The sequence below is a fragment of the Nostoc sp. KVJ3 genome (genome assembly GCF_026127265.1).
Taxonomy (GTDB): domain Bacteria; phylum Cyanobacteriota; class Cyanobacteriia; order Cyanobacteriales; family Nostocaceae; genus Nostoc.
In genome coordinates, this window is record NZ_WWFG01000001.1 from 472,078 (window position 1) to 489,491 (window position 17,414).

Genomic DNA, 17,414 nt, shown 5'->3' on the forward strand with positions numbered 1-17,414 from the left:
ATTACTATGGTTGACTTTGTGCCTTATTAAGATAATTCTTCAACTGCTCTGCCAAAACTTGGACATGAGGCTTGGTAAGCATTGTGTAATGATTGCCTGAAACTGTCACAATCTCCAGTGGTTTAGATGACAGTTGGCTCCAACCCCAACTAGGATCGTCAGGATAATCAAAACCTTCATTACTATCATTGGCTTGAAAGAGAATCATCTGGTTTGGATATACCTGTGACACATAGTTCCAACTAGCTTGGAGGTTGTTCTGGTAAACACTCAGAAAAGAGCAAAAACTTTCAAGATTAAAACTAGCTGGGATCAAATTAGCTAATTTCAACTCCTCAAAAGCATAATTCAATTGCTCATCGGGCTTCATTTGTTCAAATTTATCGGATGATACTGATAATTTTTTGTTGGCAGAATTGGCTAAATCCTGAGCAAAATTAGCCAAAACTTTGGTACTATTATCTTGCTGAAGCCTTACAGATTTGTTGTTATCAATAGGTGCTGCATTATCTAGCAAAACAAGTAGAGCTACCTGATGACCTTTGTTTTGCAATTGTTGAGCCATTTCAAAAGCTACAAAGCTTCCCAAAGACCAGCCTCCTAAAAAGTATGGGCCTTCTGGCTGTATGGTATGCAGGGCTGCAATGTAGTGAGATGCCATATCTTCAATACAGGTATGTGGCTCCCGTTCTCCATAAAGACCCGGTGCTTGCAGCCCATAAAATGGTTGCTCTGAACCCAGATAATGCGCCAAGTCTTTGTAACAAAAAACATTGCCACCGATGGGATGTATAAAGAATAAAGGCTTTTTGGAGCCTTGTGGTTGAATTGTGACTAGTGCTTCTTCAAGCTCTTGTTGGCTAAACTTGGTTGTTGATACTGAAGCTGTATAGCTGCTGTTTATAAAAAACGGGGAAGGTGGTAAAAACTCACCTGCTTGCATTTCTACTACACTTTCCTTAACTGCCTGAATTACATATTCAATATCTGCATCGGTATGGGCTGTAGATAGATAAAAGTTTCGTCCTTCCCAGACATAAACCCCTTTTTCCAACAAGTGGTAGTATAGCAAGTTACCAAGTATTGAGTTAGTCTGGAAAGTAAAACGGAAGAGTGAACCAAAATTGATGACTCGAATTGCTACTTGTTTTTGCTCAAAGTAATTATTGAGAGTCTTGGCTAATTTGGTTGTTTTTTCAGCTAATTTTTCTTGAAGTTGCGGGCCACTTTCTCTAAGATGGTTAAGTGCAGCCCAAGCAGCAGACATGACTAGAGGGTGCTTGAAAAATGTCCCGGCAAAAAAGGTTGTTTTTGTCTGAGGGTAAGAATCGTCGCCATAGTTCCACATACCACCGTCAAACGCATCCATGAAGGTTGCCTTACCAGCTATAACGCCAATTGGTATCCCAGCACCAACCGCCTTGCCGTAGGTTGTAATGTCTGCTTGTATATCCCACAATGCCTGGATACCACCTGGGTGCATCCGAAAACCGGTAATCACTTCGTCAAAGATTAATACAGTGCCTGTTTCCTGAGTTAATTGTCTCAACTGACGGAGAAACTCTTTGGGTTGACAATCTGGTTGAGTACTTTGTACTGGCTCAACTAGAATTGCTGCCAGTTCGTGAGCATGAGCTTTGAGAATATCAAGAGATTCGGAATTTCCGTAGTTAAGGACTATGACATTTTCGGTCAGATGTTGCGGAATCCCTGGAAATTTCCCAACATAACGCCGTGTTCCGTCATTGGCTACAACTTCTTTGACTAATACTTCATCCAAGTTACCGTGATATGAACCAGCAAATAAAGCAATTTTGGAGCGTCCTGTGGTGGCGCGTGCTAGGCGTATTGCTCCCATCACCGCTTCTGTGCCATCGTTACAAAAAGCTGCCCGCTCTGCGCCTGTCAACTGACAAATTAACTCAGCTACCTGGCCAGAAAGATGGGATTGTGGGCCGTGTAGTATACCTTGCTGAATCTGCTGCTGGACGGCTTCAATGACAAAAGATGGTGAATGGCCAAATAAAAGTGTGCCAAACCCCATAGAAATATCTACGTATTCGTTGCCATCAACATCCCAGAGTCTGGCTCCCTCTCCACGCTGCCCGTGAATAGGATATACCATCTCCTTAATATAGGGGAAGAACCCTGTTACCGCTCGGCTATTGGCATGGCAAGAACGATAAGCTTGCGAGAGTCGTTTAGATTCTGGAGTCCGCTTAACAAAACGTGCAATTAAAGTATCTAAATGTTTTTGTTGACGAGAAGTTAATCCTGTAAATGTTTCTTGTTCAATTTTTTGGTAGCTAGAGGACTGATTGATTATAGAAGCAGTCGTACTTGCTACAGAGGGACTAAAGGAAGGTTGAGTAATCTGTTGACTTTGAGGGAAAGTAGAATACTGAGATGAACCTTTATCGGGCAATAAGTCTACTAATTTAGACATCACCTGAAGATGCTGCGTAATGATTTGCTCAATGGCTGTATTAGCTACAGGTATTTGATCTTTTTGGTTAAGTGTTTGTTGATGCGAATCTCTGACCACAAACGATGCTTCAGTAGTTTCTGGGGGTGTTATTGAGGATATTGATTCTTGAGGTGGAACAACTGCTACTAGCTTTTCTGGAGGTAACTCTTGAACTATATAAATCGCTAATGAATTAATTGTTAGGGAATTGTCAATTAATTGATAAAAAGGAATTTTAACACCAAATCTTTGTTCAATAGCGCGATTGATTTGAAGTAACAAAAGAGAATCTATACCAATTTCTATAAAATCCTTATGAGGATGTATTTCCGAAGAATTTACTCCCAGGGCGCTACTCAAAATATCTTGAAGAATTGACAGAGTTAAATTATGTTTATCTTGTAATGAATGTTCAGTTAAATCTTTCTCTTCAGGCACTAAGTTTTCCTGTTTATTAACAAATGGATTACTCTCACTATTTCTAGAATGGTCAATCCAGTATCTTTTTCGCTCAAAAGGATATGTTGGTAAAGGGATGCGATGACGTTGCTCGTTAGCATAAAATTTTGACCAGTCTACCTGAATTCCCTCTAACCAGAGTCTGCCCAATGTATTTAGTAAAAACGCTATATCTGATTGTTGATTTTGTGGATGTTTGAGTGAACAGAGAAGCATTTGTTCAGCGACTTTTTGCCTGTTAGCTAAAGTACTTAATGTTCGTCCTGGCCCTACTTCTAGTAGAATGCGATTTGGGAGTTGCTGCAACTTGGTAATTCCCTCAGCAAAACGTACTGTTTGCCGTAGATGCTTTGCCCAGTACTTTGCATCGGTTGCTTCGGCTGCGGTAATCCAAGTACCTGTGACGTTAGAAATAAAGGGGATTTTTGGAGCATTGAGGCTGATTTTGCTGATTTGCTCTCTGAATGGCTCTAGAATTGAGTCCATCATCTGTGAATGAAAAGCATGGGAAGTATGCAAACGACGGCAATCTATACCTCTCTCAGTCAACTGGTTTTGTAAATTATCTATTGCCTCTACCGACCCTGAGACGACGCAATTCTCAGTCCCGTTGATAGCAGCTAGAGAGAGTGTATTACCGAGCTGGGATTGGAGTTCTGTTTCTGATAATGGCACAGCCAGCATTGTCCCTATAGGGAGTTGCTGCATCAATTTTCCTCTAATGGCTACGAGTATTAATGCGTCTTGGAGGGAGAAGACACCGGCAATGCAAGCTGCTACATACTCTCCAATGCTGTGACCAATCATTGCAGAAGGATGCACTCCCCAGGCTATCCATAATTGAGCTAGGGCGTACTCAACTACAAATAGTGCTGGTTGGGTAATATAAGTCTGTTGTAGCTGTTGTGCTGCTGTCTCCTTGTTTTCCTCCTGTGGATATAGTAAAGTACGCAGGTCTAAGCCCAGATGAGATTTGAGCAATTCACAACAGTGGTCAACCTGTTTGCGGAAAATTGGCTCAGTTTCGTATAACTCTCGACCCATGTTCACATACTGAGTACCCTGTCCAGGAAACATAAAGACAACCTGTTGTCCAGAGGGTTCGGTGAATTTGGTAAAAATTCTTTGTTGAACAGGGGTTTCTAAAACTGTCACTGCATCGTCAAGGTTTTGACAAACCAACATCCGGCGATGGTCAAAAGCCTCTCGACCTATCTGAAGCGTGTAAGTAATATCTGCTAAGTTGAGTGTAGGATGTTGCTTTAGGTACTCTACTAAGTTTGCGGTTGCTGTTTCTAGTGCAGAATTGGTTTTAGCACAGAGCAACAACAACTGCCAAGGGCGAGAACTACTAGAAGCATCAACAGGAGGAGCTTCTTCGAGAATCAGATGAGCATTGGTACCGCCTATGCCAAAAGAACTGACCCCTGCACGGCGAGGTGTGTTGTTTGACTGCCATTCTAAAAGCTGGTTGGCGACGTAAAAGGGGCTGTTATTAAAGTGAATTTGAGGATTAGGTTCTTGAAAGTTTAAACTGGGTGGTATCTGTTTGTGTTTGAGTGCGAGAACGGTTTTGATTAGACCGATTACACCGGCGGCGGCATCTAGGTGTCCGATATTGGTTTTTACTGAAGCGATCGCACAAAAGCTATTTTTATTTATAGGGTGAAAGGCTTGTGTCAGTGCTGCAATTTCAATCGGATCTCCTAAAACCGTGCCAGTACCATGAGTTTCTATATAGCCGATTGTCTCCGGTTCAACCCTGGCCATCGCCAAAGCTTCAGCAATCACTTTTGCTTGTCCCTCTACACTGGGAGCTGTATAGCCAACTTTTAAAGACCCGTCATTATTAATAGCCGAACCTTTAATCACAGCATGAATGCAATCTCCATCTGCTAGAGCATCTTCTAACCGTTTAAGAACTACAATCCCAACACCATTACCGCTAACAGTTCCTTGTGCTTTAGCATCAAAGGCACGACAGTGGCCGTCAGGAGATAAAATTCCCCCTTCCTGATAATAATAACCAGTTTTGTGTGGTACGTTGATCGAAACACCACCTGCCAAAACAATATCGCTTTCGCCATTTAGTAAGCTTTGGCAAGCCAAATGAACGGCAACTAATGAAGTAGAGCAAGCTGTTTGGACATTAATGCTTGGCCCTTTGAGGTTTAATTTATATGAGACAAAGGTAGGCAAAAAGTCTTGACTATTTCCTATCGATAGGCGATGACTACCCACTGATTTAATCAGTTCAGGTTTGGGATAAAGGTTAGATAGAAAGTAAGTGCTGAGGCTGACCCCAGCATAAACACCAATTCGACCTGTATACGTCTGACAGTTGTAACCGGCTCCTTCAAGAGCTTCCCACGCACATTCTAAGAATAAACGCTGTTGCGGATCGGTGATTTCTGCTTCTTTGGGCGAAAAGCCAAAGAATTCAGCATCAAACAACTCAATATCTTCTAATATAGCTCCTGCTTTTATATACTGAGGCTGACTCAAGATAGCTGGGTCAATCCCCGAAGACAATAGTTCTTCATCTGTGAAAACAGTAATTGATTCTACACCATCTCGCAGATTCTGCCAAAACTGAGCAAGATTTTTAGCTCCAGGAAAACGACCAGTCAAGCCAATGATTGCTACTGCATTTAGGTCATCAAACGTATCTGCGTGATTCATCATTGTCTCCTGCTACTGGTTAGCTTCCCGATGTTTTTGTCTGAGTTGTCTTTGTTGCTTCTTTGAGTCTATGCGATTCTCAACTAAGTGATTGCTTGGTTGCAAAGCAGTATGTTCTGGTAATTTTTGACTTAAATATTTCGCTAACATACTAATAGTTGGATATTGAAACATTTCTACCATTGATATATCTCTGTTCAGAGTCTGATGCAGCTTGCTATGTATCTGTACCATCAGCAATGAATGACCGCCGAGATCAAAAAAATTGTGATGAATACCTACTTTATCCAGATGTAGCACTTGTTGCCAAATTGCTGCAATAGTTTGCTCAAGTTGGGTTTCAGGAGCTACAAAGTTTTCTATCAGGGTAATCTGTGGTTGCTCAGGTAGCACCCGACGATCTACTTTGCCATTGGGTAAAAGTGGCAGTTTCTCCAGCCAAATAAAGGCTGACGGGATCATATATTCAGGCAACTTCTCTAACAAATGATGGCGCAGTTCGCTGATAGAAACAGCCGCCTGATTGCCAACTAAATATGCTACGAGACGCATATCCTGAAGTTCATCTTTTTGGGCGATAACTACAATCTCTTGCACTTGTGGATGTTGACTGAGTAACGCTTCAATCTCGCCAAGTTCGATCCGATAACCGCGAATTTTTACCTGATGGTCAACCCTACCAAAAAACTCAATGTTACCATCGCTTAGATAACAAGCTAAATCTCCTGTTTTGTATAGGCGCATTCCTGGGCGATCGCTAAAAGGATTAGGGATAAATTTTTCGCTAGTTGAAGCAGGTTGCTTGAGATAACCTCTAGCTAAACCATCACCACTGATATAAACTTCGCCGATGACGCTAACGGGGACAGGTTGCAGATGAGAATCAAGTATATAAATTTGTGTATTGGCAATGGGTTGACCAATAGATATTTGCGCTTTAGTTTGTTGAGAATGGCAGTTATATACACTACTCCAAACTGTACCTTCTGTTGGGCCATACTCATTAAATAGAGCTGTTTTAGACTGCAATTGCTGGTGACTTTGCACTAATTCGACTGGACAAAATTCTCCAGCAACAATGACGGTACTAAGTGATGTTAATTGTTCAGATTTTGCCGACTCCAATAAGAGTGCATACAGAGATGGAAGGCTTAATAAATGAGAGACATGATTTTCAGTGATTAACTCTAATAGTTTGGGAATCTCCAGTTGTAACCCTTCTTGGGGAAGACAAAGAATTCCTCCAGAGCAAAGAGTCCAAAAAAGACCTGCAACAGAACTATCGAAAGCAAAGGAAGAAAGTAATAAGAAGCTGGTAACTGGTTCTTGGTAGTAAGTAATCCGAGCAGTTGTAGAGTGTACTAGGTGACGATGTGCGATCGCAACTCCCTTCGGTTTACCTGTAGAACCAGAGGTGTAAATGACATAAGCTAAGTTTTCACTATGGTTTTTTGGCAAGGGATTGTCTTGACTTTCTTGAGCAATAATTTCCCAAGTTGTATCGAAGCAAATCGTTTGCGCGTTGTGAGCAGGTAAGCTAGAAAGTAGTCGTTCTTGAGTCAGTAATACTGGCGCTTTGGTATCTTCTAATATGAAGGCTAAACGCTCTGAAGGATAATTTGGATCGAGGGGAACATAAGCACCACCAGCTTTGAGAATACCCAAGATACCTACGAGCATTTCTAAGGAACGTTCAACACAAATCCCCACTAATACTTCTGCACTTACGCCTAAATCTTGGAGATAATGGGCTAATTGATTTGCTCGTGTATTAAGTTCAGCATAAGTTAGTTGCTGATGGTTAAATACCACAGCAATATTATTTGGTGTCCGTTCTACTTGCTCTGCAAATAACTCGTGAATACACTTATTCTGTGGGTAATCAGCCTGAGTTTGATTGAAATCGAATAGAAGTTGATTGAGTGTGCGATCGCTTAAAATTTTTAACTCACTAATTGCAGTTTCTGGATGATGTACAGCACTTTCTAGTAGCTTGTGAAATTGCTCTGTTAAACTATCAATATCCTGTGGATAAAATAGATTAGAGTCATAATGAAATTCTGTACTTAAAAAATCATTCTTACGTCTACAAGATAACTTAATTTTGAAACGCTCAGTACAAATATCAAGCTGATGAACTGAAAATGATATGTCATCATTACCATGCTTATTATCTTCTTCTGTAAAATCAAAACCCACAGATAAAAAAGGCAAATTATCTGATATTTTTTCCCAAGTAAAACAATCTTGCCATTTGTAGACGGATTCTACAGACTCATGAACTCGCTGTAAAATTTGATTAAATTTAAAATTATCTTCTAAATGACAATTAATTGGTAAATATTTAGCAAATAATCCTAATGCTCCTTTAAGTTCCTCATATTTTCTGCCATTAAATTCCTTGGCGACGATCGTTTCAGATTGTCCACTTAGTCGGTAGAGTAAAATCAGCCAGCAGGTTAAATAAAAGGTAGAAGCAGAAGTATTATGCTTCTGAGCTAATGTTTCGATATTAGCTACCAGTTCCGAGGTAATGATTGAACTTACTAATTTTGGTTGAAATTTATGTTTTTCAGAGAGATGCTTTTCAAAAGGAAGCTGGAAAGTGTCAATAGTAGAAAAATCTTGCTGTTGCCAATATTCTCTACCTATTTTAGTTTCTTCTGCTTCTAGTATTTGATTTTGCCATTCTGAAAAGTCTGCATACTGGAGTGATTCTTCAGATAATTCTTCATCCAATTTTTCTAAGTAAGAAGTAGCAAGTTTCCGTACTAAACAATTAATAGTTACTCTATCTGCACAGAGAGCAGGTAAACTAATCAATAATAAATGCTTTTCTAGTGAAATATTTACTAGGCAAGTATGTAAAACTAAACCTTTTTCAAGCTCAAATTTATTTTGTTTAAATTCATGAAAAATTAACTCAATTTTCGCCTCTTCTTGTGGAAGTGTAAAATTACTAATCTTGCATTCATTATCTAATACAATCTTGCTATCTGTAATTACCTGTACTGGAATACTCATGCCAGCTAGACAAACAAAACTGGTGCGGAGGATCTCATAGCGATTGACAACATTTTGCAATGCCAATTCTAAATTATTGACATCAATATTTCCTTCAATCAAAATTGCACAATCGCTACGATAAGCCAAACTTTGATCGATTTGTTGTAGCAACCATAAATGCTCTTGCTGAGGTGAAAGTCTAAATCCCTCGATACTTTCTACTTGCATATTTCTGCCTTGGTGTTAGTTAAATATTTGAGGGCGTATAAGGTTCGGCCATTCCGACTAAAATTTTTCTGGGAGGAATAAATGGGTTACGAGAATGTATTGATAACATATTATCTAGCATCAATAAATCTCCTTTCTGCCAAGAAAAAGTGAGCATTGCTTGTTGATAAGCAGAACGCAAATCAGCTAACACTGATGGCTCAATTGCAGAACCATCGCCGTAATATGTATTAGTGGGTAAATCTTCTTCTGGCAAACTTTTCAATAACGATTCCTGGATTGTTGCTTCCAATGTGGAAACGTGGAAAAAAGTTGCGTGATTAAACCAGACCATTTCACCTGTTTGAGGATGTTTGAGAATGGCTGGCCCAACTTGTCGAGTTCTTAAACGATTATCTGCTTTCCATTCAACCTCAATTCCATTATTTTTGCAATACTCTTCTACTTTAACTTTGTCTGTTGTTTGAAATACAGTTTGCCAAGGAAGACCAAATCCATCGCCGAAGTTACGCATATACATAACTTGCTTTTCTATGAAGCGATCGCGGATAATTGGATCAATTCGCTCAAAAACCTTTCTACAGCTACCAATCGGGGTTTCCCCTCCCTCTTGGGCTGGACTCATACAAAAAAAGAAGATTTTCAACGGGAAGGTAGGCGAGTAAGCGTGTTCATTGTGAGGAAAAATACTTTGGTCTGCTGGGTAATCAGTTGAAGTATAAATTCTCCCCCCTACTTGAGTTCGTGGAGATGCCCGATAACGATATTCCATCGCTTCCCCACAAATCGCTGCGATAATTTGCTCAAATTCTTCTATGGAATTAACTTTGAAACCCCGAAAAAGTATCGCTCCATATTTTAATAATTCAGTTTTCAAATATTCCCGATTATTCTTAGCCCAATCTTGCAGATTTACACCCTTAACACTAGGCTTAATCACTAAAGGAAAGTTACTATCTGGCTTGAGAAATTCAGTTTTGATTAACTCTTCTGGAGATATATTAACAGTTTTTCGTTTAACAGAACCTAGAGATTCAATTTTTGTCATGATTTTTATTATTTGCTATTTACTCTACGTTTAACATTGATTAATTTCTGTTGGATAGTATTTTGACAAGCTTCTTCTCTAGCGATATGCTGTTTTCTATCTAGTTCATTAAGAATTAATTTTAATTCATTTAATTTACTTTCTGGATGGGTTGCAATCTTATTTAAAATGGTTGCAAAATTATTTGATAACTTAACAATGCTGCCCCGATCAAATAAATCAGTGTTATATTCCCATACACCAAATAGTCCCTGCTCTGTTTCGTTTAACTCTAACAGCAAGTCAAACTGCACCGTTTTGTTTTCGACCTTCAAAGATGTGATAGTTAAGCCTGGAAGTTCCAAAGATGGGGTCTGAGTATTTTCTAAAACAAGCTTGACTTGAAATAATGGTGTGCGGTTCAACTCCCGTTTTGGATTTAGAGCATCTACCAGTTTATCGAAGGGTAAATCTTGGTGAGCATAAGCTTCTAAAGTCATTTCGCGGACTCTTTCTAATAACTCTAGAAAAGTTGGATTTCCTGATAAATCTGTACGCAATACTAACTGGTTAACAAAGAAGCCAATCAATTCTTTAGTCTCGGCTTGATTGCGGTTGGCAATATCAGTACCGACAACGATATCTTCTTGATTTGTGTACCAGTGCAGCAAAGTCTGAAAAGCTGCCAAAAGAATCATAAACAATGTGATACCTTGGCGCTGATTCAGAGTCTTCAGCTTCTCAGATAAGGTTTTGGGTAGAACCAGAGGTTCCCTACCTCCTGAGAAAGTCTGAATAGTGCGGCGAACTTGGCTAATCTTAGCAAGTTCTAGAACAGGTAGTTTACCGCCTAGTTGCCTTTGCCAATAAGCAAGTTGAGTTTCTAATCGTTCTCCCTGTAACCAATTTCGTTGCCACATAGCAAAGTCTACATACTGGATGGATAATTCCGAAAGTGGTGATACTTTGCTAACAGAAAAAGCTGTATACAAAGTTGCAATTTCCTGAATCAGCACACCTATAGCCCAGCCATCAGCCACAATATGATGCATAGTCAACAATAATGCATATTCTGCTCCCGCTAATTGCAGTAAAGTAACTCGCAATAAAGGCCCTTTGGTTAAGTCGAAAGGCTGTTGTGCTTCCTCACTCGCCAGTCTCAAAACTTCAGCCTCTCTCTGATTTTGAGAAAATTCTTGTAAATCTACTACTGGTAGTTTGAAGCTCAAACTAGGAGCAATAACTTGTAGAGGTTGTCCATCAACTACTGTGAATGTAGTTCTTAAAACTTCGTGCCGTCTCACAACTTCGTTAAAACTTTGCTCCAGTGCTGCCACATTTAGCGAGCCGACAATCCGCATGGACTGAGAGATATTATAGGCGATATTCTCAGGTTGTAATTGGTCAATGAACCACAATCTTTGCTGGGCAAAAGATAGGGGAAATAAGTTAGATTCTCGACTTTGAGCAACTATTTCCGATTGTGAAAATACGCTTTCTTTTTTCTTCTGAAGGCGTTGTGCAAGAAGCTTAAGTTTCTCTGGGGAAAGACCGGCAATCCGTTGTGAAAGTTCACTCATATTTGCCAATTACAAAATTTAATTAAATTCTCTGTGTACCTCTGCGTTTAAAATTCAACCCTCAATTGCCACGATTTTACGCAAAACTGTACTTAGTTTTGTGAAGCAATTAATGCTTGTACCTCATCCTGTGATAGTTGTTCAATATCTGCTAAAGCTTGAGTCAATTCCTCTAAATTTGTCTGTTCAGCTAGCTTTTGGACAATAACTTTCGCTAACTCAGCTATAGTTGGGCCGTTAAAGAAGCCTTTGTAAGAAAGTTCTATTTGGAAAGTTTTGCACAGTTCAGAAACTAATTGAGTAGCAAATAAAGAGTCTCCTCCTAACTCAAAGAAGTTGTCGTGAATACCCACTTTTTCAATACCCAGAAGTTGTTGCCAAACATCAGCAAGGGTTCGCTCAATTTCATTACTAGGAGGAATATAAGCATTTGCCAATTTAGGACGGGGATGAGTTGGTTTGGATTGACTAAGGTGGGCTAATTTTTCTTCCAAAGATTTAGCAGATTTCTTTGGCTTAATCAGGCTGAGAAAATCTTGTGTTGAGACAACAATCTGAGAAACTGTGCTATTACATAAAATACGTTGAAAAGCCTCTATGCCTTCAAAAGAAGCCATTCCTCCTGTTAAATTTTCTCCTGTGATTTCTTGATGGCGTGCTTCAACAACAGCAGCCATTCCTACAGTGTTCCATCTATCCCAGTTAATAGATTTAATAAGTTTCCATGTTCTATATTTGGAGGTGCTGTAGTGAGCAAAGGAGTCAAGGAAGGCATTTGCAGCTGTATAATCTGCCATTCCAGATGTACCAATAAATGAACTTAGTGATGAACAAAGTACAAATAAATCCAGGTTACTTTCCTGAAATAGAGTTTCAAGTACTCGTGTTCCTTGCACTTTTGGGGCTAAAGCATTGGCTACAGTTTCTTTGGTTGTGAGTTGCATCATCCCTCCGCCGTAAACTGTGGCTGCATGAATTACTCCATGAATCTCACCAAATTGCTGATTAGCTTTTTGAAGTACTGCTGACATCTGTTCAAGGTTGGTAACATCGGCGCTGATTACCATTACCTCTGCACCGAATGCCTCGATCACCTGCAACTTTTGGATCTTCTGGCTGATATAATCTTGTGGATCGTGAGTCGATAACCATTCATACCACTCATTTTGATCGGGAAAAATTGAACGTCCTACTAATATCAGTTTTGCTTGGGAAGTCTGTGCTAGATATTCTGCTAGGAGCAAACCAACACCTCCTAATCCACCAGTAATTAGATATACTCCCTGTTTTCTGAGGCGGAAATTTTCGGTAACGATTTCATGTATTTGCACAGGTTCAAAATTTTGTACCCAGCGATTCCGACCACGGTAAGCAATAATTTGATCGGGTGTAGGGGTTGTAAGTTCCGCTATTAGCGTTTGGATGAGTTCTTCTTGACCATTTTCTACAGGAACTACAACATCAATACTGCGACAGGTTATATTTGGATACTCTAGCGGCATAACTTTGCAAGTTCCAAGAAGCAGTGCCTTTTCTGGACACAGGATTTCTGAACCTGTTACTTCCTGCAAATTGTTGGAGACAATACTAATTTCTAAAGTATCAGTTTGATTATTTTCTGCGATCGCCTGTGCTAAAAACAATAGGCTTGACCAACCTAAAGCTTCAATTGCTGAGTTGGCGTAATTATTTGGTGTCACACTCCACAGATGAACAATCCTTTTGGGAATCTTACCCAAAATCCGAAGCTCTTTGAGCAGGGTATTGTAGTCATTCTCTTTTTCAGGATTAATCGTATATGTGCGCTGAGGATATTCGCTATTTTGCTGAAATTGCTCTCCAACTCTGATGGTAATAACATCTTGATTCTCAAGTAATAGTCGTTTTACCAACTTTTCACCCAAGCCGCACTCACCCACAAAGATTAACCAACATCCTGATTGTTCCTCAAGTCCAGGTTGCAAAGGTTGCGATCGTATGGTACGTTTCCAAGAAGGGATGTAAAACCAGTCAGCAATATCTGATTTTTTAGCCAATAAGTCTTGGTTCTGCTCTTTAGGAGTAAGCTTTGTAACGGTAAATGCTGTAGGTGCTGAGTCAGTTATCGATGTAGCAGCCTGAGCCACTAAAATCTGTTCGCCGAAAGCTTCAGTTTCAGAGACAGCCGTTACTTCAACGAACCCTTGAGAACGTAGTGCTTCCTGCCATTGCTTTTGTGATAAAAATGGATTACCACGGCTGCGTTCTTCATCCTCTAAAGGATTCATTAGCAGACCGTCGGTGATATCAAAGTCTAATTGTGGTTGAGTTATTTCCCACAATAGCAGGAATCCTCCAGGAGCTAATAGCGATCGCACATTTTCCAGAGTTTTTGTTATATTCCTGGTTACATGCAACACATTGACAGCTACCACCACATCAAAACTGTGGCTGTTGAACCCTTGTTCAACTGGCGGTTTTTCAATATCCAGAAAACGATATTCAACAAATGGATAAGCGCTAAACTGCTGTCTAGCTTTATTCAAAAACAAACCACCTACATCTGTAAAAGTATAGTTTGTGCGTTCAGATGGTAAAATAGGCAGCAATTCTGTGGTAGCAATACCCCCTCCACCACCAATTTCTAGAATTCTCAGGTTAACATCTGGCGGTAATAACTTTACCACCTGTTCCATACCTGCCCGCACGATCTTTTTTAAATGGTTATCTAGAGACAATTCTGAATTTACAATTTCTGGTTTGTTGTCTCTTGCAGCAAAGTACAACTCTAACGGTTCTTTTTCACCAATTAGTACATCGGTTAGATTATCACCACATTCCTGGAGGATATTTAGAACATGAGGTGTATCTATGCATTTGATTTTAACTTCTTCTATTAAAGCATGAATAAAGTCTGTAGAACAGGGAACAAGGTTTGTAAATAAATCTTTTTCTTGTTGCAATTGACCTTGTTCTACAAGTACATCTAAAAAGCGACACAACAATTGTCGATAACGGGGAATAATTTTAAATTGCTCACACAGCGCTTCAAAAGAATACTGTTCATTAGTATTTCTAAAAGCACCTAAACGCCGGAGAGTGAGGTTTATGTAAGCAGTACACAAACTATTTAAGTACTGTTTGTTCACTAAATAGCTTTGCTCATCCAGTGCGGTGATGCTAGCACTAGCCTGTTTTTTACAAGCCTCTACGAGAGATTTACTCAACTCCACAGCCGTTTGTCTTGGCTGTTTTTGGGCTTCAATCCAGTAACGTTGGCGTTCAAATGGATAGGTCGGCAAGGGGATATGATAGCGTTGCTCATGAGCATAAAAATTAGACCAGTCTATTTTGACACCAGAAAGCCAGAGTCGCCCCAAGGAGTTGAGTAAAAAGGTTACATCTGACTGTTGCTCTTGCGGATGGCGGATTGAAGTTAGTACCACCAGTTGATTTTTATGATGTTGCTTGACAAAAGTGCTTAAAGTTCTTCCTGGCCCAACCTCTAAAAAGATCCGCTCTTGTACTTTGAGTAACTCAGTTATCCCTTCGCTAAAGCGCACTGTTTGTCGTAAGTGTTTTACCCAATATTTGGGGTCTGTTGCTTCTGCTACAGTAATCCAAGTGCCACTGACGTTAGATATAAACTCAATTTTCGGGGGATGAAGTTGGAGTTTTTGTAACTGCTCTGTAAATGGCTGGAGAATTGGCTCCATCATGGGAGAATGAAAGGCATGAGAAGTATGCAGCCTCCGACAGGCTACACCTTTAGCTTCTAAATGTTGTTGTAATTGTGCGATCGCTTCAGTTACACCAGAAACCACGCAATAAGAAGGGCCATTGGTTGCGGCTAAAGACAGTTCCCTATTTAGTAATGGTTGTATCTCTGATTCGGGAAGTTGGACAGAGAGCATTTCCCCACTAGGAAGTTGCTGCATCAGTCGTCCTCGAATAGCGACTAGCATTAGGGCATCTTCCAGCGAAAAAACTTCCGCTAAAGTTGCTGCTACATACTCCCCGATACTGTGACCAATTATCGCCTCCGGGTGTACACCCCATGCCATCCACAATTGAGCTAGGGCGTACTCAATGACAAACAATGCTGGCTGGGCGACAGATGTCTGTTTAAGCTGCTCTGTTACCTGTGCTGCCTCATTTGGATACAGTATATGGCGTAAATCAATACCTAGATGGGGTTTCAACAGTTCACAGCAGCGATCGACTGCAAGTGTAAAAATTGGCTCATTTTCATAGAGTTCTCTACCCATATTCACATACTGCGTCCCTTGTCCAGAAAACATAAACACTACAGGACGATTGACAGGCTGCTGATATTGAGTGAAAACTCGTTGTGAATCTAAATTAGCAAGCACCTTCACCGCATCATTGATATCTTGACATACCACCATCCGGCGATGCTCAAAAGCTCGACGACCTACACCAAGGGTATGAGCCACATCTGCGAGATGCAACTCAGGATACTGCTGGAGATGACTGACTAGATTAGTTGTAGCAGTTTCCAAAGCTGTATCAGTTTTGGCAGAAAAAACTAATAGATGATATTTCCTCCCCTGCATCCCCTGCCTCCCCTGCCTCCCCTGCTCCCCCTGCCTCCCCTGCCTCCCCTGCTCCCCCTGCTCCCCCTGCCTCCCCTGCTCCTCCACAGGGGCTTCTTCCAAAATTACATGGGCATTAGTCCCACCAATCCCAAAAGAACTGACTCCAGCCCGGCGAGGAATACCATTTGTTTTCCATTCGGCAAGTTTGGTGTTTACATAAAAAGGACTGTTGGCAAAATCAATCTGCGGATTAGGTTTCTGAAAGTGTAAACTAGCTGGTATTTGTTGATGCTTGAGAGCTAAGACAGTTTTGATTAGACCTGTTACCCCAGCAGCAGAATCTAAATGTCCAATGTTAGTTTTCACTGAGCCAATAGCGCAGAAGCCTTTCTTCTCAGTGCTGGCTCGAAAAGCTTGTGTTAGTGCCGCGATTTCAATAGGATCTCCTAGTGATGTTCCTGTCCCATGAGCTTCAATATAGGTAATCGTTTCAGGTTCAACCTCAGCAACAACTTGAGCAGTTTGAATCACCTTAGCTTGACCGTCTATGCGCGGTGCTGTGTAACTAACTTTGAAAGATCCATCGTTATTGATAGCGGAACCTTTGATAACGGCATGGATGGTATCTCTATCTGCTAGAGCATCTTCTAATCTCTTCAAAACCACAATACCGACACCTTCGCCGCCGACAGTTCCTTGTGCTTGAGCATCAAAAGCGCGGCAGTGTCCGTCAGGAGAACCAATTCCCCCTTCTTTGTAAAGATAGCCAGTTTTTCTCAAAGAACTTATAGAAACGCCACCTGCCAAAGCCATATCGCATTCTCCATTTAGTAAGCTTTGGGCGGCTAAATGCACAGCGACTAATGAAGTAGAACAGGCGGTTTGGACACTGAAACTCGGCCCTTGTAGATTCAGTTTGTAAGAAACACGGGTAGTTAAATAATCTTTGTCACCTGCGATCGCAAGTTGGTGATTATCGATAGATTTAATAATATCTTCGTTTAAATAAACATTGAGTAAGTAGCCACTGAAACTAGCTCCAGCGTAAACTCCAATGGAACCTTGATAATTTTCTGAGTCATAGCCCGCATCTTCAAGGGCAATATATGCACATTCTAAAAATACACGGTGTTGTGGATCGGTAATTTCAGCTTCTCTAGGATTAAAGCCAAAAAACGAAGCATCAAAAAGTTCTACATCTTTTAATACAGCTCTTGCTTTGACAAACTTCGGATTATTGAGTGTCGTTGCATCTAACCCATAAGCTAACAGTTCTTCATCAGTAAAAGTCGAAATTGACTCTATACCATTTTGGAGATTTTGCCAAAATTCATCAACATTTTTTGCTCCAGGAAACCGCCCAGCCATGCCAATAATCGCTATTTCTGAACCAGTGATGTTAGCCGATACTATCGGAATATTCATAA

At 40.5% G+C, this 17,414-nt stretch carries 5 protein-coding genes; all 5 read right to left on the reverse strand.

Features of this window, described 5'->3' with window-relative positions:
- Positions 1-4: 4 nt before the first annotated feature.
- Complete coding sequence (locus tag GTQ43_RS02145) at positions 5-5,611, reverse strand: type I polyketide synthase (protein ID WP_265270272.1); 5,607 nt, start codon at positions 5,609-5,611, stop codon at positions 5-7.
- 9 nt (positions 5,612-5,620) lie between these two features.
- On the reverse strand, positions 5,621-8,842 hold the full coding sequence (locus tag GTQ43_RS02150) for a non-ribosomal peptide synthetase (RefSeq protein ID WP_265270273.1): 3,222 nt from the start codon (positions 8,840-8,842) through the stop codon (positions 5,621-5,623).
- 19 nt (positions 8,843-8,861) lie between these two features.
- Positions 8,862-9,890 carry a TauD/TfdA family dioxygenase gene (locus GTQ43_RS02155; protein ID WP_265270274.1) on the reverse strand — a complete coding sequence of 343 codons (1,029 nt, stop codon included), beginning with the start codon at positions 9,888-9,890 and terminating at the stop codon, positions 8,862-8,864.
- Positions 9,891-9,898: 8 nt separating this feature from the next.
- Entirely contained in the window at positions 9,899-11,449 is a 1,551-nt protein-coding gene (locus GTQ43_RS02160) for a condensation domain-containing protein (protein ID WP_265270275.1), read from the reverse strand.
- 92 nt (positions 11,450-11,541) lie between these two features.
- The gene (locus tag GTQ43_RS02165; protein ID WP_265270276.1) at positions 11,542-17,412 is read right to left on the reverse strand and encodes a type I polyketide synthase; all 5,871 of its coding nucleotides are present in this window, start codon (positions 17,410-17,412) and stop codon (positions 11,542-11,544) included.
- Positions 17,413-17,414: the final 2 nt, after the last annotated feature.